A 21,464-nucleotide genomic window follows, 5' to 3' on the forward strand; every position below is an offset into this window, starting at 1 on the left:
GTTTTCCGAGTGACCATTTCTTCTGCAAAATAAGTGCATTTTTACTTTAATACGGTAATTTTCATTTATTCCGCGGTTACAAACGACTTTTTCACCCAAACTCTGGATCTCCAGCGCCACAGCATCAGCAGCCCCCGCAGCCATTCGTCTGCGATGAAGGCGATCCAGATGCCGACGAGTCCCATCTCCAGGTAGATTCCGAGGAAATAGGAAAGCGTTACGCTGACTCCCCACATGGACAGGATTCCCATATAAACCGGAAATTTCACATCGCCTGCAGCTCTCAATGAACTGATCAGCACCAGATTGAAAGATCTGCCTGGTTCAAGGATGATGGTAAGCAGGATTAAGATGGTGCCGAGTTCGATGATGCTGAGGTTGTCAGTGAAGATTCCCAGCAGGTTTTTTGAAAAGAAAGAAACGATCACTGCAGCTGCGATTGAGATCAATATCGCAAGTTTTAAACTTTTTAATGCTCGTTTATATGCGTTCTCAACTTCTTTTGCTCCGACCATATGGCCAATCAAAATCTGTGTTCCCTGACTGATTGCGATACTGAAAAGGAAGATGAACATCATGACATTTTGCGTGTAAACCTTTGCGGTCAGTGCCTGGGTTCCAAGGGAAGCAATAAAATAAGTGATCACCATTTGCGATCCATTATAGCTAAGGTGCTCGCCTGCAGAAGGAATCCCGATATTGAGCAGGTTCTTTAGATGCCTTTTCGGAAAACTGAATAGCATCGACAAGGGCAGCGATCCAGGGATCCGCTTTGTCATGACAAAAATGGCCGCGAGCAACCCGAAGATCCGGCTGACAGTTGTTGATATTGCTACACCTTCAACCCCAAGTATTGGAAAGCCGAAGGGACCGAAGATGAAGAAATAGTTGCCGATGACATTCAGCACGTTCATGCCGATGGTGACATACATGATATCACGCGTAAATCCATAGCTGCGGATAATGCTGCTGACTGTCATGATCAGCGACTGAATGAATGAAAATCCGCCGACAATCTTCAAGTAGGAATTGGCTTCATCAAACAATTCGGGAGGAAGGTCCATCAGCTTTAGCAATTGTTCACTAAAAATGAACACAGCAGCACTCAGGAGAATACCAAATACAAGGTTAGCCCCGATTGAGACAGAAGAAACCTCCCGCGCCTCATCATCGCGTTCAGCACCCAGGTTCTGCGCCACAAGAATAGCTGTGCCAGTCGCTACAAAGCCGAACATGACAATGACCATGGAAAGGATTTGATTGGATACCCCGACAGCTGCCACAGAGTTATCCGAATACTGGGACAGCATCAGCGTATCCGCATTCCCCATCAGCATATATAGCATGATTTCAATAAATAGAGGCCATGTAATGGCAAATAACGATAGTTTAGCAGTTTTTTTCTTCATGTTTTTATATCTCCAAGTTGTAATTCTTTTATTATACAGACTCTGGAAGGGAATTGAAGTAAAAACCTTCATTTTTCGAAAATAAAACGAGGATAATAGATTGTTGGGCTAGAACATCACAATTTGGCAATATTTAGCTGGGATTCTGCGTTCATTCCGCTTAAGCGATATATGAAATTCTGCAGAACCTTGGTAATTCCGCGAAAAACGCAATTATTCCGCGAACATCCGTGTTAATCCCGGGAAAAACGCAATTATTCCGCGAACATCCGTATTAATCTCGCGAAAACCTGCATAAATCCCGCGAAAAACCCCTTTGATTCCGCGAACAGGGTAATTCTATTCTAAAAGTGTAAATAATATCCCACCATAAAAAAACAAACCCCTTCCAAAAACAGGAAAGGGGTCCCCACTATTTAAAACTGGAACAATGCAAATCCGTTTGCGGCAATCTTGGCTGACAGCTCATCGCTCTCAGCAGCATATTCTTCGCCCGTATAAATATTGGTGATCTTTTTGCCATTTAAATTGAAAGGCAGATGATAATTTGCTTCTTCATTGCTCATATTCACGACGACAAGGATTGTTGTCTCACCATTGGATTTTGTATAAGCAAAGCAGCTTTCATGGTAATCGGACGGAATGAAGTGGAGTTCGCCTTCATTCGCCAGAAGCGGATATTCTTTACGGAGGCGAATCATCTTCTGGACGTGTTCAAACATAATCTTGTTCTGATCTTCAACATTCCACTTCATGCACTCACGGCAGCCAGGATCCTGCTCCCCGCTCATGCCGATTTCATCTCCATAATAGATGCACGGAGTTCCAATATAAGATAGTAATACAGTGAAGATTTGTTTTACCTTGTCTTCGTCGCCGCCGCATTCTGTCAAGATTCTTGGTGTATCATGACTCCCAATCAGATTGAAGGCGACTTCATTGACGTTCTTCGGATACATATGGTTGACTGTTGTCATGTTTTCAATGAATTCTTTTACAGTAATCGAACCCCGGGCAAACAGGTTCAGGATATTGGTCGTGAAAGGATAGTTCATGACCGCGTCAAACTGGTCGCCTCGCAGCCACGGCATCGAGTCATGCCAGATCTCACCAAGGATGTAGAGGTCAGGTTTGATGGCTTTCACTTCTGTACGGAATTTTCTCCAGAATGAGTGGTCGACTTCATTCGCAACATCGAGTCTCCAGCCATCAATATCGAATTCACGTACCCAGTAGCGCCCGACTTCGAGCAGATATTCGATCACTTCTGGATTTTCTGTATTGAGCTTTGGCATTGATTTTTCAAAGGCGAATGTATCGTAGTTGGGCCTTGGCTCCATTACAAGAGGGAATTCTTTTGTGTGGAACCAATCCTTATATGGAGATGCTTCGCCATTTTCTAAAACATCCTGGAATTGCGGGAAATAGAAACCGCTATGGTTGAACACCGCATCAAGCATGACTTTGATTCCATGTTCATGGCATACCTGGACCAACTCTTTCAAAGTTTCCTTGTCACCGAATTGAGGGTCAATTTCCATATAATCGATCGTATCGTATTTATGGTTGGAATAAGCCTTGAAAATCGGTGTAAAATAAATACCGCTTATGCCCAGGTCCGCAAGGTAGCTGATGTTCTGGATAACACCTTTCAAATCGCCGCCAAAGAAATTATCCCTTTCCGGAGGGGCGCTTCCCCACGGCAGTGCACCTTCCGGATCATTCGAAGGGTCACCATTTCCAAATCGCTCCGGGAAAATTTGATACCAGACTGTATCTTTCACCCAGCCAGGAGCACGGAAAACATCAATATTATTCAAGTATGGAAAAGCATAATAGAAGCCAGTATCCTCAGGAGGTTCAGGATAGAAACCCTTTTCGGTCAGATAAGCGGTTTCAGTTACATCATTCAATTCAAAGCCATAACGCATCCTTCTGTATGGCGGCTTTATCGAAACAAACCAATAATCGAATAACAGATCGGACCCACTTTTAATCATTGGAACGGAAGAGAAATTCCATTTTCCATCCGCCCAATCATACGGATCACCATTTAATAGGGAAACTTCTTTCATGTCATCCTTTTTCGTTCTGATGCGGATATGCAGTTCTTCATTGGTGCAAGCGTATGCATAATTATCTTTAGGACGGTGATAGATCGCTTCTTTTAACAAGGAGAAACCATTCCTTTCATTATCAATTCAAGATTAAAACAAGGTTAGACCACCTATTTTAAAATGTCAATTATAAAAGTTCGATTCACAAAAAATTAACGAATTTAGTATTTTGGTAAAAAAAATAAAAAAACTAGTTGTCAAAATGATTTAAGTCTTTATAATAAGAGTTAGGTTGTGCAATCGTTTTCATAGACTTGCAAACAACATTACAAACGTTTGCACAGATTGAGAGAATATCTGCACAATAAAAAAGTAATTACACATTTTTAGGAGGGGTATACACATGAAAAAGGCATTGTCGATTTTCATGATGCTGATCTTAATGGTCGGTGCTCTTGCTGCTTGTGGACCTAAAGAAGAAGAAAACACAGGTTCAAAAGACAACGGCGAGAAAACAGAAGATGCTTCAAAACCAGAGAAGCTGGTAGTTTGGGAAGATAAAGAAAAGTCTGGCTGGCTTGAAAAGGTAGCAGCTGACTTTGAAAAAGAAAACGGTATCAAAATTGAGTTCAAAGAAGTAGAAATGGCTACAAAAATGAAAGAACAATTACGTCTTGATGGTCCTGCTGGAACTGGCCCGGACATCATCACTTTGCCGCATGACCAAATCGGTGAGCTTGCAGTTCAAGGGCACATCGCTGAACTTAATGTAAGCGACGATGTAAAAAAGACTTTCTCTGAGTCTTCAATCGCTGCACAAACTTTCGATGGTAAATTATACGGACTTCCAAAGTCTGCTGAAACTCCAGTTTTCATCTACAACAAAGCTCTTATGACTGAAGTTCCTGCTACTATGGAAGATTTATATGAATTCGCAAAAGCTAACACTAAAGACGGCAAATATGGTTTCCTTGCACTTTGGGATAACTTCTACTTTGCACATGCTCCAATCGCTGGAAACGGCGGATATGTATTCGGGGAAAAAGACGGAGCTCTTAACCCTCAAGATCTTGGCTTGAACAATGAAGGTGCTGTAAAAGGTACTGAGTACATCCAGAAGTGGTACGCTGAAAAGCTATTCCCTAACGGAATCGTCGGCGAAAACGGCGGATCTGCTATGGACGGACTTTTCAACGAAGGTAATGTTGCTTCTGTCATGAACGGACCATGGGCATTCGGCGGCATGAAAGATGCTGGCATCGATTTCGGTGTTGCTCCATTCCCTAAATTCGCTGATGGCACTCCAATGAAGACTTTCATGGGTGTTAAAGGATGGCACATTTCTTCTTACTCTAAGAACCAGGAATGGGCTACTAAGTTCCTTGAGTTCATCACAAACGACGAGAACGCTAAGTACCGTTTCGAGCAAACTGCTGAAGTTCCAACAAACGTAGCACTTGTTGACGATCCAGCAATCGCTGAAAACGAAGGTGCTAAAGCTGTTGCACTTCAGACTCAAGACGCAGTTCCAATGCCTAACATCCCTGAAATGGGTGAAGTTTGGGCACCAATGGCTAGCGCATTGCAAACAGTTGTAACAGGCAAAGCAGAGCCAAAGGCAGCACTTGATTCAGCTGTGAAGCAAATCGAACAGAACATCAAGCAAAACCATTCAAAATAATAGCATCAATAGATATAGCAGTACCTCCCATGGGGGGTACTGTTATATTTTCCAAAGGTATATTCCAGTTTCTGTGTATTCTGTAATGCATTGTGAAAAGTCACAAAGTTTACGAAAAACCGCAGTAAAAAAGTCTTTCATTGGGCAAACGGTTGCGCTAGAATAGAGATAAGTCAATCAGGTGCTTCATGAGAGTGAAAACAAGAGATTTCAGTATAATACAGGAATGAAACGATCTTCTGTATGAAAGACAATGTATTCGTTCTCATAAAGCATCTGATGCTTTTAACAAGGCGGATTATCGCAAGATTTGTTGTCACTGCAGCCATGGTTAGTCAAATAAAACCTAGCTTATATGTGAACCAGCAATGTTTTCGAAATAGCCTTATCAATTATAGAAAGAGAAAGGGGAATATAGGATGAAAGAGAAGTCCTATCAAACCAACCACCGCAGAATAGCAACAGCCCTTTCGATCATTCCTGGGCTAGGACAGCTATACAACAAACAATACTTAAAGGGAATCACTTTCCTGATCCTGACTGGTGCATTCTTCGGAGTGTTCTCAGATCTGCTTAACATGGGATTATGGGGTCTGTTTACACTGGGAGAGCAGACACCTCGTGACCATTCCATCTTCTTGCTGGTAGAAGGGATTTTGGCGCTTATTGTCCTGATCTTTGGAATCGGTTTCTATCTATTCAATTTGAAAGATGCTCATAAGACAGGTTTAAAAAGAGACATGGGTGAGCGTCTAAGTACAGTTAAGGAGCAATACAACAACTTAATTGATAATGGTTTCCCATATCTGATCATGTCACCTGGATTCCTGCTCCTGATTTTTGTTGTTGTATTTCCTATCATTTTCGTTGTTTTACTCGCATTTACAAACTACGATTTATACCATTCGCCTCCTGCAAAGCTGGTTGATTGGGTGGGTCTGAAAAACTTCTTTGATTTGTTCCAATTAGAATCTTGGCGTCAGACATTCTTCTCCGTTCTTTCATGGACAATCATCTGGACATTTGTTGCAACAACTTTCCAGGTGGCTTTGGGAATGTTCCTGGCCATTCTCGTCAATCAAAAGGATGTAAAAGGGAAGGCGGTCATCCGTACTGTGTTCATCCTTCCTTGGGCAGTACCAGCTTTCGTTTCAATTCTTGTTTTTGCAGGTATGTTCAATGAATCTTTTGGTGCCATTAACCGTGACATCCTTGGTTTCTTCGGAATTGATCCGATTCCATGGATGACTGAAGCAATGTATACAAAAATTGCGTTGATTCTGATCCAGACTTGGCTTGGATTCCCGTTCATTTTTGCGATGACAACCGGAGTACTTCAATCCATTCCTGAAGAATTGTATGAGGCAGCTACAGTGGACGGTGCAACGAATTTCCAGAAGTTCAAAAACATCACATTGCCGTTAGTGCTTTTCGCAACAGCGCCAATTTTGATTACACAGTATACTTTCAACTTTAATAACTTTAATATCATTTATCTCTTTAACGGCGGTGGACCTGCAGTGCCAGGAGCGAATGCCGGCGGAACAGATATCCTGATTTCGTGGATTTACAGCCTGACAATGACATCTGCACAATATTCCAAAGCTGCTGCCATCACCATGCTGCTTTCCTTGATCGTTATCGGTGTAGCTCTATGGCAGTTTAAGAGAACGAAATCATTCCAGGAAGAGGATATGATGTAATATGAGTATTAAACGACAGAAATATATCAGACTGACACTAACGTATCTTGTGATTTTGGCTATGTTTGCGATCATTATTTATCCACTCCTTTGGATTGTCGGTTCTTCCTTCAATCCTGGACAGAGTCTATCTGGGTCTAATATTATCCCTAAAAATGCCACTCTTGCCCACTATAAGGAACTGTTTGATCTTGACCGCAGCAACTATCTGTACTGGTACTGGAATTCATTGAAGGTAAGTGTGCTGACAATGGTGTTTACAGTCATCCTTGTAAGCCTGACAGCGTATTCCTTCTCGAGGTACCGTTTTATTGGACGGAAAAATAGCTTGATGACATTCCTGATCCTGCAAATGATTCCGAACTTTGCAGCATTGATTGCGATTTTCATCCTGGCATTATTGACTGGGTTACTTGACACACACTTTGGCTTGATCCTTGTATACGTCGGGGGGGCAATCCCGATGAATACATGGCTGATGAAGGGGTATCTTGATACAATTCCGAAAGAGCTTGATGAATCTGCCAAAATGGACGGTGCAGGCCACCTGAGGATCTTCTTCCAGATCGTCATGCCATTGGCCACACCGATCATTGCGGTCATCGCATTGTTCTCATTCATTGCACCATTTGGAGATTTTATCTTAGCGACTGTACTGCTTAGGACAGAAAGTAAATATACACTTGCTGTAGGATTATATGATTTGGTAGCCAAACAGTTCGGCGCAGAATTCACCACCTTCGCGGCTGGTGCTGTTCTGATTGCCGTTCCAATCGCTATCCTGTTCCTGTCGTTCCAGAAATACTTCGTATCAGGATTGACGGCTGGCGGAACAAAAGGATAATCTATTAGGGCAGATAAATTTTAAGCAAAGGCCGTGTACGGTCTTTGCTTAAATTATGAGGAGGAGCGGAGATGAAAAAAAAGTTCATCTTCATCTTGATTCCGTTTCTTCTTTTTTACGCCCTACCAGTAGGCGCAGTTGAAAAAGAAGGACGCAAATGGCAGGATGAAACAATTTATTTCTTAATGGTGGACCGTTTTAATAACGGTGACAATAGCAACGATTTCAAGGTCGATGCGAAAGATCCCAAGGCCTATCATGGCGGAGACTTCCAGGGAGTCATCGACGAATTGGACTATATCAAGGACATGGGATTCACTGCTATCTGGCTGACGCCTGTATTTGATAATGTTGATAAAGGCTACCATGGGTACTGGATCAAGGATTTTTATAATACAGAAGAGCACTTTGGAAGCGTTGACAAATTCAAAGAACTCGTTAAAGAGGCACATAAACGGGATATTAAAATCATCCTTGATTTTGTCGTTAATCATGTCGCTCCTGATCATGAGTGGGTGAACGATCCGGCCAAGCAGGAATGGTTCCATGAAAAGCAGGATATCATCGACTGGAACAACCAGGATGAGCTGGAGAAAAACTGGCTGTATGGGCTCCCAGACTTAGCACAGGAAAATCCAGAGACAAGAAAGTATCTGCTGGATGCCGCTAAATGGTGGATTGAAGAAACAGATATCGATGGGTACAGACTTGATACTGTCCGCCATGTACCAGTTGATTTCTGGGAAGACTTTTCAAAAGAAGTGAAGAGCGTAAAAGATGATTTTTACCTGATTGGCGAGGTTTGGTCAGAGGATCCTAATTATATTGCCAAGTATGATAAAGCCGGGATCGATGGCTTTGTTGATTTTCCATTGAATGAACAGCTGCGGACGGCTTTTGAAAAACCAGACCAGACTTTGGACTGGCTGCTGACTACGGCGAAAAGAAATAAGGCAATCTATGAAAATCCAGAGCTGATGGGGAACTTCATCGATAATCATGATATGGTCAGATTCACTAGAAAAGCGGTCCAGAACAGGCAGCATCCGGGAACGAGATGGAAAATGGCGCTGACTTATATGTATACGGCTCCAGGAATTCCAATTGTTTATTATGGAAGCGAAATAGCGCTTGATGGCGGTGAAGATCCTGATAACCGCAAGCAAATGAGCTTCAGGGCAGATAAAGAATTGATTGATTACGTAACAAAAATCGGTGAGCTTCGAAACGACCTTCCATCTTTAAGAAGAGGGGATCTTGAGGTCCTTTATGAAAAGAAAGGAATGGCTGTCTTCAAGCGGACCTATCAGGATGAAACAGCAGTCATTGCCATTAATAATACATCAAATACTCAGCAAGTCACTTTGACTGCCGATCAGCTTGAGGATGACAAGGAACTGCGGGGTTTGCTTGCGAATGACCTTGTCAGGAGCAAGGATGGTGAGTATAACCTGGCGCTCGAACGGGAGAAAGCAGAAATCTATGTACTCGCCGAGAAAACAGGGTTGAACATACCTTATATTGCAGCAATGGGTGCTGTGTATGCTGCCTTCTTCGGCTTCATTATCCTTCTTGTCAGAAAAGCAAGAAAGAGAAACAAAGAATAAGGCGGGTCCAATACTTACCACTATTGTTAGCACCGGCTCTTGAAAAAAATAAGGAACAAAGCTGGACAATTCATTTATAATAAAGATAAGGATTTTTTCTGGCAAAAGGGAGGGGAACTTAATGGCTGTTACTATAAAAGATGTTGCGAAGGTAGCAAATGTCGCACCTTCAACTGTCTCTCGTGTTATCGCCAATAGTCCCAGGATCAGCGAAAAAACGAAGGAAAGAGTCAGGGAGGTTATGGACCAGCTTGGGTATCACCCAAACTTTATCGCCAGAAGCCTTGCAAGCCAATCGACCAGGGCAATAGGGCTTGTCATGCCAAGCTCAACTGATGTGGTCTTTCAGAACCCATTCTTTCCCACTGTCCTGACTGGATTGAGTGAGGGAGCACATGCCAAACAATATGCTCTCCACATGACAACAGGGAAGACAGATGATGAAATCTTCGACGGTGTTGTCGCGATGGTCCAGGGTGGCAGAGTCGATGGTGTGGTTCTTTTATACTCAAAGGTAGAAGACAGGGTAATCTCCTACCTGAAGGAACGGGATTTTCCATTTGTGGTAATCGGCAAGCCGTTCAAAGATGATGAAAATACTAGTTATGTTGATAATGATAATTTCAAAGCAGGTAAAGAAGTGACCGAGCATTTGATTCAGCTTGGCCATGATCGAATCGCCTTCATTGGCGGGAATCTCGATCTCGTTGTGACAGTGGAGCGCCTGCTCGGCTATGAAAAGGCTTTGAGAAACTCAGGAATCCAGTTAGTAGACGATTACATCATCAATGATGAATTCCTGCGTGAGAGCGGCCAGGATGCCGTAGAAGTGCTGTTGTCATTGGAAAAACCGCCTACAGCGATGGTGGTTGCCGATGATCTGATGGCATTAGGTGTTTTAAATAAGCTTGATGAAATAGGACTAGCAGTACCTAAAGACATCTCCATTGTGAGTTTTAATAATGTATTGATTGCCGAGATGGCAAGACCGCCACTGACATCCGTCGATATCAACATCTTTGATCTTGGATATCAGGCAGCTAAAAGCCTGATACAAAGAATTGAGAACCCGGATGAGCCGATCAAGCGAATCATTGTTCCATTCAAAATTGTTACAAGATATTCATGCGATCGTCCTAAAGAGTCGCTTGTATAATGGAAAGAGGCAAAGCACTGCTTTGCCTCTTTCTTTTACCCATTTACAATCGTTCCGCCGTTGACATGGATCGTCTGCCCACTTACATAAGTAGAGTCATCGCTAGCGAGGTAAACATATGCCGGCGCTAGTTCATACGGCTGGCCAGCTCGTCCCATTGGCGCATTCGTGCCAAATTTCGCAACTTCCTCAGCTGTGAATGTCGATGGGATAAGAGGTGTCCAGATCGGGCCTGGCGCCACGCTATTGACACGGATGCCCTGCGACGCAAGAGACATGGCAAGGGAACGTGTGAAAGAAACGATCGCACCTTTTGTTGAAGAGTAATCAATCAGCTTCTCATTGCCCTTATAGGCTGTTATAGATGAAGTGTTAATGATGGTGCTTCCTTTTTCAAGGTGAGGAAGCACCGACTTGGTCAAATGGAAAATCGAGAATACATTCGTACGGAACGTCTTCTCCAGCTGTTGTGCAGAGATATCAAGCAAGCTCTTTTGCGGATGCTGCTCAGCCGCGTTATTGACAAGGATGTCAATTTTGCCGAACTCATCAAGTGTTTTCTTGGCAGCTTCCTCACAGAACTGCTCGCTGCCAACGTCCCCGGCCAGGAGCAGGCATTTTCTGCCTTCAGCCTCAACAAGCTCCTTCGTCGTTTTGGCATCATTACTTTCCTCAAGATAGACAATCGCTACATCAGCACCCTCTTTTGCATAATAGATTGCCACTGATTTGCCAATGCCGCTATCTCCTCCAGTGATCAAAGCAACCTTGCCAGATAATTTCCCGGACCCTTTATAATTTTCATCTACCGATTTCGGTTCAGGATTCATCTCCGGCTCCGTACCAGGCTGATGATCCTGATGCTGAGGCGGAAATCCCTGCTTATTCTTCTCGTTAGCCATAGAACACGTCACTCCTTCGATTTGATTCAACACTTATTAAATTCCTTTAAAATCCAGAGAAAAAACATGGAAATTACTTCTTTAAAAATTGTGTGATTGAAAATGACGGACAAAACAGGAGTAAAGGAAGTGATATTCTGTCCGTCATTACGGCGATGACGGACAAAAAAGGAGAGCGAGGGCGGGATTCTGTCCGTCATTGAGCCGATGACGGACAGAAAAATAAGGAATAGGAAGTTTTCTGTCCATCATTAAGGCGATGACGGACAAAAAAGGAGCGCGAAGTTGGATTTCTGTCCATCATGAAGGCAATGACTGACAAAAAGACGGAAGAGGTAAAGAGTTTTGTCCATCAAAAAAGCGGCCCTCAAAAAGGAGCCGCTTCAATTCATTACTGTAGTTTATTTTTAAAGATAAAGTATGTCTTGTACCCGCCAGTCAGGTTCTTGACTTTGAATCCGTTCTGTTGAAGGATTCGGGAAGCAAGGTATCCTCTTAGGCCAACCTGGCAAGTGATCAGGATTGTTTCGTCTTGTGGAAGCTCATCAAGGCGGCTGCGAAGCTCATCAAGCGGGATGTTCTTTGTACCTTCGATTTTGCCTTGTGCGTGTTCTTTCTCGGTACGGACGTCGATCATGAACATACCTTCCTTAATCAGGTCATCCACTTCATAGTGCTGGACAGTTTCAATTGTACCGTCAACAATATTGGATGCTACGTAACCAGCCATGTTTACTGGGTCTTTAGCAGAAGAGAATGGTGGTGCGTACGCAAGTTCTAGTTCCTGAAGGTCATAGACATTCAATCCCCCTTTGATCGCTGTTGCAATGACATCGATTCGCTTATCGACACCATCTTTACCAACTGCCTGTGCACCGAAAATCTTGCCTGTTTCTCTGTCAAAGATGACTTTTAGCGAGATTTGCTCTGCACCAGGGTAATAGCCGGCATGTGACAGCGGGTGAATATGGACCACTTCATATGGAATTCCAAGTCTGCGCAATAGCTTTTCACTGTTGCCAGTAGTAGCTGCTGTCAATTCGAATACCTTAACGATAGAAGTACCGAGTGTTCCAGGGTACGCAATTTTACGTCCATTGATATGATGTCCAACAATATGTGCCTGGCGGTTCGCAGGCCATGCGAGCGGAATCATCGTTGGCTGACCATTGATGTAGTCAGTCACTTCGATTGCATCTCCCATTCCATAGATGGATTCATCAGAGGTTTGCAGATATTCATTTACCTTGATACCGCCGCGTTCTCCAAGGTCAAGGCCAGCATCTGCTGCAAGTTTGTTTTCCGGACGTACACCGATTGACAGGATGATCAATTCAGCATCAAGGACCTTTCCGCTTTCAAGGACAACCTTTGTGCCATTTTCCTGTACATCTGTAATGCCATCTCCAAGAATCAGCTCCACGCCATTCTTTCTTAACTCATCTTCAACGATTGCCGCCATTTCTGGGTCAACTGGACCCATTACCTGGGGCAACTTTTCTACAAGAGTGACATTCACGCCGGCGTGAACAAGGTTTTCTGCCATTTCAAGGCCAATAAAGCCGCCGCCAATCACAACTGCATTCTTTGGCTTGTTGTCTTCAAGATAGGCTTTAATCCTATCCATATCAGGAATATTTCTAAGTGTGAATACATTTGCGCTCTTCAATCCTTCGATTGGCGGGACGATTGGTTTTGCTCCCGGTGATAAAACAAGTACATCATAGCTTTCATTGTATTCTTCACCAGTCTGGACATGTTTGATTGAAACTGTTTTTTCTTCACGGTTGATTGCAGTCACTTCTGAGAAGTTGCGAATATCCAGGTTGTAGCGTGCATTCATGCCTTCAACAGTTTGAAGAAGCAATTTTTTGCGGTCTTCGATTACCCCGCTGATATGATATGGCAATCCGCAGTTTGCAAAAGAAATAAATTCTCCTCTTTCAAAAAGTACGATTTCAGCTTTTTCATCAAGTCTTCTAAGTTTGGTTGCAGTAGTTGCTCCACCTGCAACGCCGCCTACGATTACGATTTTTTTACCCATTGTATGATCATCCTTTCGGTCGAAAAAAATTAATTTTTTATACCCCTACTGGTATATTAACTCGAAAATAGAGGGAATCCAATAGAACTTTGTGAAGGATTTGTGAAAGTTATTTCGAATTCCCTATTCCAAACAGATAAATATCACACCAAGGAATAATACATTAATTTTAACGTGTAAATAGGATAATACCGTAGGTGGTTTGTGAACCATTCATGAACAATTGAAAATTAAGGACAATTAGGGACCTTTTTAGGCGCTATATAACTGGCTAAAATAATCGATATAAAACAAAAACGGACCCTGATTTCCAAGGTCCGTTTTCTTCCCATATTTAGTGTTGCCTTGCTATTAGCGATAATTCACGAATTGCACATCAACAGTCAAATCGGCTTCCTTGACGGCAGCAATGATCTTTTGCAGGTCATCGCGATTCTTCCCTGTCACGCGCACCTGATCGTCCTGGACTTGGCTCTTGACCTTCACACCGCTGTTTTTAATGATTGTGTTGATTTTTTTGGCGTTTTCTTTGTCAATGCCCTGCACGAGCTTTGCCCTTTGGCGGACAGTACCGCCTGAAGCACGTTCTACTTTTCCGTAATCCAGATTTTTTATAGGGATCCCGCGTTTGATCATTTTGCTGAATAGAACGTCCTTCAACTGGTCAAGCTTAAATTCATCATCAGAAATTAGGACGAGTTCTTCCTTATCAAGTGAAATATCACTTTTGCTTCCTTTAAAGTCGTAACGGTTTTGGATCTCTTTCATTGCAATGCTAATCGCATTGGTGACTTCAGACATATCTACTTTGGACACAATATCAAATGAGCTCTCTTTGGACATGGTTACCTCCGGGTTATGTAATTTATGCAGCGCTGGAGACAATGATTGTCCAGGCGCTTTCGCTTTTGCTTACATTATAGTAAAATATAGCAGTTCAAACAACTTTGCGTAATTTTAGGAAAGATGTTAATAACAAGGCAGGAGGGAATTTTTATGTCCTTGAATGAATATACAGGTCAGACTCAGGAATTGACCGTAGCAAGAATCGTGGATTACGGTTATTTTTTAACAGATGGAGAAGAAGATGTCTTGCTCCACTCCAATGATACCGACCGGACCTTTGAAGAAGGGGACAAGGTCGAGGTTTTTCTGTTTGTAGAATCAAGAGGCAGGCTGGCTGCGACGACCACCATTCCGAAAGTGCAAGTGGGACAATATGAGTGGGTATCCGTTGTCGATGTGAAGGAAGGAATCGGAGTATTCCTGGACATTGGCATCAGGAAGGATATTTTGCTGGGTGAGGAGGACTTGCCAGTTGTTAAATCGGTTTGGCCTCAAAAAGGGGACCTTCTTTATATTACGCTCCGTGTAAATCGCAATAATATGATTTACGCGCGGATGGCTACAGACCCTGTCATCCAGGAAATCTCTGTTGCAGCGAACAGAAGTGCTTTCAATAAAAATGTACACGGCTATGTATACCGTACGGCAAGGGTCGGCAGCTGGATGATCACTGCTGAAGGATATAAAGGCTTTATCCATGAATCACAGCGCCGGACAGAGCCGCGGATTGGCGAGAAAGTCGAAGGCCGGATCATCGATGTGAAGCCGGACGGTTCCGTCAATATCTCCCTGCTGCCACGCAAGCAGGAGGCACTTGATGAGGATGCCGAGAAAATAATGGCGTACCTTGATCTGCGGAATGGAGCAATGCCTTACCATGACAAGAGCATGGCTGAGGATATCCAGGAACGCTTCGGCATGAGCAAAGGCTCCTTCAAACGCGCACTTGGCAGACTAATGAAAGAAGACAAGGTGTACCAGGAAGAAAATTGGACATATAAAAAAGAAAAATAGAGCCGGCTGGCTCTATTTTTTTTTACAAGTGATCTGTCTTCTTGGAATATTCGTTTTTGCCAGCCTTCCTGTTCTTTTCACGCATCATATTTTTTTCATGGCGAAGGGCATTATTGTCCTTTGCTTTTTTATCGTTATCGGATGTATGCGGCATAATAAAAACTCCTTTCAGGTTAGGTACATTTTATTTTTCCTAAAACCTGAAAGGAGTATGTAGTTAAGATGGCTGTTTATTTAAAAAGAAAATGGCGATTGTGCCTGGACCTGTATGGGAGCCAACGGCGGCACCAATCGAAGTAATATAGACATCTTTTGCATGAAGTTCCTCAATGATCATATTCTTCATCTCAGTCGCTGTTTCGAGGTCATCGGCATGGCTGATGCCAACTACCTGTTCCTCAAAAGCCACTCCGCGCTCCTTCATCACTTCGATAATCCTGCGCAAAAGCTTCTTCTTGCCGCGGATTTTTTCCAGCGGAACTAATTTGCCGTCTTCAACATTAAGCAATGGTTTAATATTCAAAAGCCCGCCGACAAACGCAGATGCTTTGGACACACGCCCGCCCTTTGCAAGGTGGTCGAGGTCATCAACGGAAAATAGATGTTCCATATGCTCGCTATGGAATTGCACCGCTTTAACAATTTCCTCCTTAGAGTAGTTTTCCTTTGCCATGCGGACTGCCTCCATGACAACTAGGCCTTGTCCAAGGGAAGCACATTTTGTATCAATCACCGACAAGTTGAAATCAGGATATTCTTCTTTGACCTGTTCGGAAATCATTACCGCTGTTTGGTATGTACCAGATAACTCAGAGGAGAACGCTATGTATATACCTTCTTGTTTATTTTCGGCCATTTCTGTAAAAACTTCTTTAAAACCAGCAGGGGAAGCCTGTGAGGTTTTAGGAAGATTGCCAGCACGTATTGCATCATATACCTGTTTTGGCTGGATTGTTCTTAAATCTTCATATTCTGTCCCATCAATATGGACTTTTAACGGGAATAAAATAGCGCCATTTTCTTCATAAAAATCCAATGGCAAATCACATGCACTGTCAGCCAAGATTTTTACTGACATGACTTTCACCTGCTTTCAACCTTTATATGTTAATAGTTTATCGGGAATATGGGAAAAAGACAATTAAATGTAGTGATTTTCGGCAAAATAGGGGTAGAGGAAGAATAGAAAAGAATAAGGGGGATTTACATGGTCTGGTTGGAAACGAAAAAAATCTTCATCGTGGTGATCGGTGCATTCTTAAATGCATTGTCACTGAATTTCTTCTTAATCCCGGCAAATGTCTACGCAAGCGGCTTTACCGGTATTGCCCAGCTCGTTTCAAGCATACTTGGTGAATTTGCGCCATTTAATATTTCTACAGGAATCCTTCTTTTACTGCTAAATATTCCGGTGACCATCCTTGGATGGAAAAAGGTAGGGAAATCATTTACCTTCTATAGCTTCATTTCAGTATTGCTTTCATCAATCTTTCTTGAAATCCTTCCGGTTAAAGAAGTATCAGGTGATATCCTGCTGAATGCAGTTTTTGGAGGAGTCATTGCTGCGCTGGGCGTTGGGCTGACATTAAAATGGGGCGCTTCGACTGGCGGCATGGACATTATTGCAATGGTACTATCCCGCATGAATGATCGCCCGGTTGGTACATATTTCTTTACATTGAATGGCATCATTATAATGACTGCTGGTTACATCTTCGGCTGGGAAAATGCGCTCTACACTCTTGTGGCTCTCTATGTGTCGACCCGAGTGATCGATGCGATCCATACCCGCCATGAAAAATTGACAGCGATGATCGTCACCAAGAAATCGGATGAATTAAAGAAAGCCATCCATGACAAGCTTGTCCGCGGTATCACTTTGCTTCCTGCGAAAGGGGCTTTCTCCGGCGAACAGAAAGAAATGCTGATCATTGTTGTTACAAGGTATGAATTGTATGACCTTGAACATATCATCAAGGAAGTCGATCCTCATGCTTTCACCAATATTGTGGAGACAGCCGGGATCTTTGGGTTTTTCAGGCGTGAATAAAAGTTGGAACGGGGGTTTGAGATGAAGAAATTCAGCTTGTTGATTATTTTGCTTTTGATGGCCGTTGCTCCTGCTCTGGCGATCGGGCAGGAAAAGCAGACACCAGAAAAATCGGAGTTCAGTTTTTACATTGACCCAATCGCCGGGGCCGAACATGCTGTATTTGAACTGACTCTGCAAAACCATGGAGATGGAGATTTGGTATTTGAATTTCCTACCTCCCAGAAATATGAAATCATCGTAATGGATGGCCAAAGGAATAAAGTCTATCAATTTTCTGAGGACAAGGCATTTGCCCAGGCGTTTGAAAAACTGGCGCTAAAACCGCACGAGACAATGAAATGGCGGGAAAGCTGGGATTATAAAAAGGCGGGAACAAGGGTCAAAGAAGGAGAATATACAGTTAATGCACAGTTGAAAGCAGTAAGCGTCAACGGAAAACCTGTCCCAGACAAACAGCAGTTGACCGATCAAAAGCAAATGTACATTCCAGGCGAAAATCCTGTCTTTAAAGGTATACAGGCTGAAGGAGGAAGGGGCTCGTATAAAATATCAGGCGAAGCGAGGCCAATCGGCGGGAAATTCTTCTATACTGTCGAGGATGGACACAACCAGTTAATTGCTGAAACAGAAGTTGTCCCACAATCAAAATACCCGAAATGGCACCCTTTTTCGCTTGATGTAACAATTCCTGAAAATAAGCTGCCCCAAAACGGATCGCTCATCCTCAATCTTTACGAACGCAGTAAGGAAGGTGAAATTATCCACACTTATCCAGTCCTGCTCGAAAGATTCAACCAAAATAAATAAATCAAAGCAAAAGCTGGCGGGAATCCCGCCAGCTTTGCTGTTACTGGTTTTCAATTGAATTCAGCTCGTCCTGGAATGACCTTAGCTGCTCTTTTTCCGCCATCGTTGTATTGGCATATGCGGAAGAAAGAGCATTTTTCGCCTTGCTGATGGCTGCAGATTGTTCCGCAGGCTCCGCAGTCTGAGCTAATTGGACAGCCTTCCTAGCTTCCTGAAAAAGCCTGTTTCCCATCTAAATTCCCCCTAAAGAGGACTCTCTGACATTCGCCATCTTTTGAGCTTCAGCTTCGGCATACGTGGTGTGGTAAGGGATTCTTTGAGAATGCTTGGAGACAGAATCTACCCCTTGCTGTACAAAACGCTTGGATTTATTGCCTTTACCCATCGTTTTACCCCTCCATCTACGAGCGAATTTTGAAACAGTCAATCTGGCTGCTTCAGTCATAGTATGCTCTTTTAGGGGAAAAACAATCGGGAACGAACCAGGTTCGATTTGGCAGGTTCAGACATTTATGATTGAATTTTTTCTGTACAGCAACTTTGTCGGACAAACAGAAACGGAAGGAAAGGAAAAGTGACCGATACAGCCTATCTATCGGATAAACCGAAGCGTGAGGAAAGGGAAAGTGACCGATAGAGCCCTCCTATCGGACAAACAGGAGTGTAAGGAAAGAAAAAGTGACCGATAGAGCCCTTCTATCGGACAAACAGAAGCGTGAGGAAAGGAAAAGTGTCCGATAGAGGCCTCCAATTGGACATACGCAACAGGAAAACATGCAAAAAAGTCCGATAGAACTCATTCCTATCGGACAAATCACTTCTTGTTATTTTATAGTGCTTTCAGATTAAGCAGATCGTTCAAATACACACCAATTCCGTCTTCCTCATTTGTCAGGGTCATATCGTTGGCGATATTTTTTACATCGGCCACGGCATTGCCCATCGCGATTCCCCGTCCTGCATATTCCAGCATCTCTAAATCATTGTCTTCATCGCCGAATGCAATGATCCGCTCAGCAGGAATTTGGAAATAATCAGAGGCCTTTTTTAACCCGACAGCTTTATTCAAGCCATTTTTGACAATTTCCACGACATGGAATGGTGCTGCCCAGCTTCTGTGATCAATCACTTCTGCATGGACCTCAGAAAGGTGAGCACGGATCTTGCGGACATCCTCCTCGTCAGAATGGATCAGCATACTTGTCGGAGATGCCTTTAGGTACCGTCTTAAATCACCGGTTGTTATATTTGGGTTGCCTAAATTGAAGATATCCATCAATTTTTCATCATGATAATGGACATATACATCATCGATTACTTCGGCGATGATGTTATAAAATTTAAAGTCATCGAGTGCTTCGACAATGTCCTTGGCAACATCAATCGATAAAGGGGAATGATGTACACCCCAGCTGTTGTCAAGCGGATGGTGAATGAAAGCTCCATTGAAATTGACGATTGGTGTGTCCAGCTGCAGTTCATGGTAATACATTTCACTCGAACGGAATGGTCTACCTGTAGCGATCATAACTACATGTCCTTCTTCACGTGCTTTTTTGATGACTCGTTTGTTCCGTTCAGAAATCTTTTTATCATCTGTAAGTAATGTACCGTCCAGGTCTAAAGCGATTAAATGTTTTTCAGCCATAAATACTCCTTCTTATCTCTGTTTTTTAAATCCTATGCGTATGATTGGCTCTTTCTTCATAAGAGTTCTACAATACATATTTGGATGGTAGTGAATTTCTTCTTATAACCACTATGGTAACCATTTTACATTTAAATTGTAAAAAAATCATATAACATACTTTAAAGCGCGGTAAAATTTATTGTCTGTTCGCATAATTTGGAGGGTTTAACAGTGATTTTAGTCGAAAAGAAACGCATTCAAGATATTCCCGTTCTTCATATCGCAAAACAAAGTCAATTTTCAGATAGAATGCCATTGATTGTTTTTCTGCATGGTTTTACAAGCACAAAGGAACGAAACATGCATTATGCCTATCTCTATGCCGAAAAAGGTTTCAGGGTGATCATGCCAGAAGCAAAATACCATGGAACCCGCAGTGAGGGATTGTCAGAGACAGAACTTGGCTTCCGTTTCTGGGAAATCGTCATAACTTCTATCGAAGAGCTTTCATCAATCAGAACAGAATTGGTCGATGAAGGACTAGTTGATCCTTCGAGGATTGGCGTAGCCGGAACATCGATGGGCGGCATCACCACGCTAGGCGCGATGGCTAAGTATGACTGGATCAAGGCCGGCGTGAGTTTAATGGGCAATCCGTCATTTGAGCAGTTTGCTCTGTGGCAGCTGAATGAAATGGAAAAACGGAATGTAAATATCAATTTATCGAAAGAAGAAATTTCAGAACTGCTCAATCAGCTGAAGCAGTATGACCTCAGCCAGCAGCCGGAAAAACTGAACAAACGTCCTCTGTTGTTCTGGCATGGCAGGATGGATCCAGTAGTACCATATGAATCGGCCTATCATTTTTATGAGCAAACCAGGAAAAACTATGTGGGAACAAAAGGAATGTTGGAGTTCATTACAGATGAACATGCTGGGCACAATGTGTCAAACGCTGGTGTAGAGGCTTCAGCAGAGTGGTTTGCAAAGCATATCTAATACCTTCCGCTTTTAATGGGAATGAATCATTGTTATGATAGAAACAGGTACAGCATTAATAAAGGAGTGTTCACCGATGGATGAAGAATTAAAAGAGAGCATTATGGGTGCGCTTGAGATGGTCGTTGACCCTGAACTTGGCGTAGATATCGTGAATTTAGGGCTTGTATATGATGTTGATTTGAATGAAGAAGGGCTTGCAACTGTAACGATGACCCTGACGTCAATGGGCTGCCCGCTAGCCGGCACAATCGTCGAACAGGTAAAATTAGCACTTGCCGACCTTCCAGAAGTCAAAGATACAGAAGTGAACATTGTTTTCAATCCGCCATGGTCAAAAGACATGATGTCACGTTACGCGAAAATTGCCCTTGGGGTAAGGGATTAATCAGCCTTTTGAAACAACAGGAAAATTTCCTGCTGTCAGACTGTAGACAAACTCGATGGAATTCGAGCTTGTCTACAGTTTTTTTGTTTGTGCTGGAATGGGGCTGTTGATTTCCGTTCCAGGCGCTTCGCTTTCCGCGGGGCCGGCGCTGAGCCTCCTCACCGCCGTTGGCGTCTGCGGGGTCTCACCTGTCCGTCTGATCCCACAGGAGTCTACGCGCCTTCCACTCCAATCAACAGGATTCCTCAACTTAGTGTGGAACTAACCGTAAGTCTCTTTTAAAATAGATACATATAACGCTAAATGTGATAAAGATACATTCCA

Annotated in this window: 20 protein-coding genes; 10 read left to right on the forward strand and 10 right to left on the reverse strand. The window is 43.1% G+C overall.

What is annotated here, in order from left to right:
* Positions 1-65: 65 nt before the first annotated feature.
* Both FS736_RS01010 and FS736_RS01015 read right to left on the reverse strand, forming a co-directional pair.
* Positions 66-1,409 carry an MATE family efflux transporter gene (locus FS736_RS01010; RefSeq protein WP_144474503.1) on the reverse strand — a complete coding sequence of 448 codons (1,344 nt, stop codon included), beginning with the start codon at positions 1,407-1,409 and terminating at the stop codon, positions 66-68.
* A gap of 416 nt (positions 1,410-1,825) precedes the next feature.
* Positions 1,826-3,583, reverse strand: coding sequence for an alpha-glycosidase (locus FS736_RS01015; RefSeq protein WP_144474504.1), 1,758 nt, complete (start codon positions 3,581-3,583; stop codon positions 1,826-1,828).
* Between the two features lie 286 nt (positions 3,584-3,869).
* On the opposite strand from FS736_RS01015, the gene FS736_RS01020 reads away from it, so the two are divergent.
* From FS736_RS01020 to FS736_RS01040, 5 genes are all read left to right on the forward strand, one after another.
* Positions 3,870-5,147, forward strand: a complete 1,278-nt coding sequence (locus FS736_RS01020) for a sugar ABC transporter substrate-binding protein (RefSeq protein ID WP_144474505.1) — start codon at positions 3,870-3,872, stop codon at positions 5,145-5,147.
* A gap of 419 nt (positions 5,148-5,566) precedes the next feature.
* Positions 5,567-6,850, forward strand: a complete 1,284-nt coding sequence (locus FS736_RS01025; RefSeq protein WP_144474506.1) for a carbohydrate ABC transporter permease — start codon at positions 5,567-5,569, stop codon at positions 6,848-6,850.
* A gap of 1 nt (position 6,851) precedes the next feature.
* Positions 6,852-7,694 carry a sugar ABC transporter permease gene (locus FS736_RS01030; protein WP_144474507.1) on the forward strand — a complete coding sequence of 281 codons (843 nt, stop codon included), beginning with the start codon at positions 6,852-6,854 and terminating at the stop codon, positions 7,692-7,694.
* 71 nt (positions 7,695-7,765) lie between these two features.
* Entirely contained in the window at positions 7,766-9,301 is a 1,536-nt protein-coding gene (locus FS736_RS01035; RefSeq protein WP_144474508.1) for an alpha-amylase family glycosyl hydrolase, read from the forward strand.
* Positions 9,302-9,422: 121 nt separating this feature from the next.
* Positions 9,423-10,457 (forward strand): LacI family DNA-binding transcriptional regulator, encoded by a 1,035-nt coding sequence (locus FS736_RS01040; protein ID WP_144474509.1) that lies wholly within the window; start codon positions 9,423-9,425, stop codon positions 10,455-10,457.
* Positions 10,458-10,492: 35 nt separating this feature from the next.
* On the opposite strand, the gene FS736_RS01045 is transcribed toward FS736_RS01040, so the two are convergent.
* The 3 genes from FS736_RS01045 to FS736_RS01055 form a co-directional block, all read right to left on the reverse strand.
* Complete coding sequence (locus tag FS736_RS01045) at positions 10,493-11,359, reverse strand: SDR family oxidoreductase (protein WP_144474510.1); 867 nt, start codon at positions 11,357-11,359, stop codon at positions 10,493-10,495.
* A 391-nt stretch (positions 11,360-11,750) separates the two neighbouring features.
* A complete protein-coding gene (locus FS736_RS01050; protein ID WP_144474511.1) occupies positions 11,751-13,403 on the reverse strand; it encodes a CoA-disulfide reductase in 1,653 nt (550 codons plus the stop codon).
* Positions 13,404-13,754: 351 nt separating this feature from the next.
* Complete coding sequence (locus FS736_RS01055) at positions 13,755-14,246, reverse strand: YajQ family cyclic di-GMP-binding protein (RefSeq protein ID WP_144474512.1); 492 nt, start codon at positions 14,244-14,246, stop codon at positions 13,755-13,757.
* A gap of 153 nt (positions 14,247-14,399) precedes the next feature.
* Here FS736_RS01055 and FS736_RS01060 point away from each other — a divergent pair, with 153 nt between their 5' ends.
* A complete protein-coding gene (locus FS736_RS01060; protein ID WP_144474513.1) occupies positions 14,400-15,263 on the forward strand; it encodes a CvfB family protein in 864 nt (287 codons plus the stop codon).
* A gap of 22 nt (positions 15,264-15,285) precedes the next feature.
* Here FS736_RS01060 and FS736_RS01065 read toward each other — a convergent pair whose 3' ends face one another.
* Positions 15,286-15,417 carry a DUF3941 domain-containing protein gene (locus FS736_RS01065; protein WP_125478228.1) on the reverse strand — a complete coding sequence of 44 codons (132 nt, stop codon included), beginning with the start codon at positions 15,415-15,417 and terminating at the stop codon, positions 15,286-15,288.
* Between the two features lie 63 nt (positions 15,418-15,480).
* The gene (locus tag FS736_RS01070) at positions 15,481-16,341 is read right to left on the reverse strand and encodes a DegV family protein (RefSeq protein WP_144474514.1); all 861 of its coding nucleotides are present in this window, start codon (positions 16,339-16,341) and stop codon (positions 15,481-15,483) included.
* Between the two features lie 129 nt (positions 16,342-16,470).
* Between FS736_RS01070 and FS736_RS01075 the strand changes: the two genes are divergently transcribed.
* Both FS736_RS01075 and FS736_RS01080 read left to right on the forward strand, forming a co-directional pair.
* Positions 16,471-17,313, forward strand: a complete 843-nt coding sequence (locus FS736_RS01075; protein ID WP_144474515.1) for a YitT family protein — start codon at positions 16,471-16,473, stop codon at positions 17,311-17,313.
* A 21-nt stretch (positions 17,314-17,334) separates the two neighbouring features.
* Positions 17,335-18,123: a BsuPI-related putative proteinase inhibitor gene (locus FS736_RS01080; protein ID WP_144474516.1), complete on the forward strand. Its 789-nt coding sequence runs from the start codon at positions 17,335-17,337 to the stop codon at positions 18,121-18,123.
* A gap of 40 nt (positions 18,124-18,163) precedes the next feature.
* On the opposite strand, the gene FS736_RS01085 is transcribed toward FS736_RS01080, so the two are convergent.
* From FS736_RS01085 to FS736_RS01090, 3 genes are all read right to left on the reverse strand, one after another.
* Positions 18,164-18,355, reverse strand: a complete 192-nt coding sequence (locus FS736_RS01085) for a DUF3813 domain-containing protein (protein WP_144474517.1) — start codon at positions 18,353-18,355, stop codon at positions 18,164-18,166.
* Entirely contained in the window at positions 18,356-18,508 is a 153-nt protein-coding gene (locus tag FS736_RS24095; protein ID WP_186326628.1) for a hypothetical protein, read from the reverse strand.
* A gap of 444 nt (positions 18,509-18,952) precedes the next feature.
* Complete coding sequence (locus FS736_RS01090; RefSeq protein ID WP_144474518.1) at positions 18,953-19,771, reverse strand: Cof-type HAD-IIB family hydrolase; 819 nt, start codon at positions 19,769-19,771, stop codon at positions 18,953-18,955.
* Between the two features lie 213 nt (positions 19,772-19,984).
* Here FS736_RS01090 and yjfP point away from each other — a divergent pair, with 213 nt between their 5' ends.
* Positions 19,985-20,752 carry an esterase gene (gene yjfP, locus FS736_RS01095; protein WP_144474519.1) on the forward strand — a complete coding sequence of 256 codons (768 nt, stop codon included), beginning with the start codon at positions 19,985-19,987 and terminating at the stop codon, positions 20,750-20,752.
* Between the two features lie 76 nt (positions 20,753-20,828).
* The gene (locus tag FS736_RS01100) at positions 20,829-21,140 is read left to right on the forward strand and encodes a metal-sulfur cluster assembly factor (RefSeq protein ID WP_079508061.1); all 312 of its coding nucleotides are present in this window, start codon (positions 20,829-20,831) and stop codon (positions 21,138-21,140) included.
* The last annotated feature ends 324 nt before the right edge of the window (positions 21,141-21,464 follow it).

The organism is Cytobacillus oceanisediminis 2691 (assembly GCF_007678455.1).
In the GTDB taxonomy this organism is placed as follows: domain Bacteria; phylum Bacillota; class Bacilli; order Bacillales; family Cytobacillaceae; genus Mesobacillus; species Mesobacillus oceanisediminis_A.

Excerpts from the sequence above, each read along its gene's own strand:
- FS736_RS01035 (WP_144474508.1), top strand. The coding sequence starts at position 7,766 with ATGAAAAAAAAGTTCATCTTCATCTTGATTCCGTTTCTTCTTTTTTAC.
- FS736_RS01090 (WP_144474518.1), bottom strand. The coding sequence starts at position 19,771 with ATGGCTGAAAAACATTTAATCGCTTTAGACCTGGACGGTACATTACTT.
- FS736_RS01075 (WP_144474515.1), top strand. The coding sequence starts at position 16,471 with ATGGTCTGGTTGGAAACGAAAAAAATCTTCATCGTGGTGATCGGTGCA.
- FS736_RS01085 (WP_144474517.1), bottom strand. The coding sequence starts at position 18,355 with ATGGGAAACAGGCTTTTTCAGGAAGCTAGGAAGGCTGTCCAATTAGCT.
- FS736_RS01080 (WP_144474516.1), top strand. The coding sequence starts at position 17,335 with ATGAAGAAATTCAGCTTGTTGATTATTTTGCTTTTGATGGCCGTTGCT.
- FS736_RS01025 (WP_144474506.1), top strand. The coding sequence starts at position 5,567 with ATGAAAGAGAAGTCCTATCAAACCAACCACCGCAGAATAGCAACAGCC.
- FS736_RS24095 (WP_186326628.1), bottom strand. The coding sequence starts at position 18,508 with ATGGGTAAAGGCAATAAATCCAAGCGTTTTGTACAGCAAGGGGTAGAT.
- FS736_RS01010 (WP_144474503.1), bottom strand. The coding sequence starts at position 1,409 with ATGAAGAAAAAAACTGCTAAACTATCGTTATTTGCCATTACATGGCCT.
- FS736_RS01045 (WP_144474510.1), bottom strand. The coding sequence starts at position 11,359 with ATGGCTAACGAGAAGAATAAGCAGGGATTTCCGCCTCAGCATCAGGAT.
- FS736_RS01020 (WP_144474505.1), top strand. The coding sequence starts at position 3,870 with ATGAAAAAGGCATTGTCGATTTTCATGATGCTGATCTTAATGGTCGGT.
- FS736_RS01100 (WP_079508061.1), top strand. The coding sequence starts at position 20,829 with ATGGATGAAGAATTAAAAGAGAGCATTATGGGTGCGCTTGAGATGGTC.
- FS736_RS01055 (WP_144474512.1), bottom strand. The coding sequence starts at position 14,246 with ATGTCCAAAGAGAGCTCATTTGATATTGTGTCCAAAGTAGATATGTCT.
- FS736_RS01065 (WP_125478228.1), bottom strand. The coding sequence starts at position 15,417 with ATGCCGCATACATCCGATAACGATAAAAAAGCAAAGGACAATAATGCC.
- FS736_RS01030 (WP_144474507.1), top strand. The coding sequence starts at position 6,852 with ATGAGTATTAAACGACAGAAATATATCAGACTGACACTAACGTATCTT.
- FS736_RS01060 (WP_144474513.1), top strand. The coding sequence starts at position 14,400 with ATGTCCTTGAATGAATATACAGGTCAGACTCAGGAATTGACCGTAGCA.
- FS736_RS01050 (WP_144474511.1), bottom strand. The coding sequence starts at position 13,403 with ATGGGTAAAAAAATCGTAATCGTAGGCGGCGTTGCAGGTGGAGCAACT.
- FS736_RS01070 (WP_144474514.1), bottom strand. The coding sequence starts at position 16,341 with ATGTCAGTAAAAATCTTGGCTGACAGTGCATGTGATTTGCCATTGGAT.
- FS736_RS01040 (WP_144474509.1), top strand. The coding sequence starts at position 9,423 with ATGGCTGTTACTATAAAAGATGTTGCGAAGGTAGCAAATGTCGCACCT.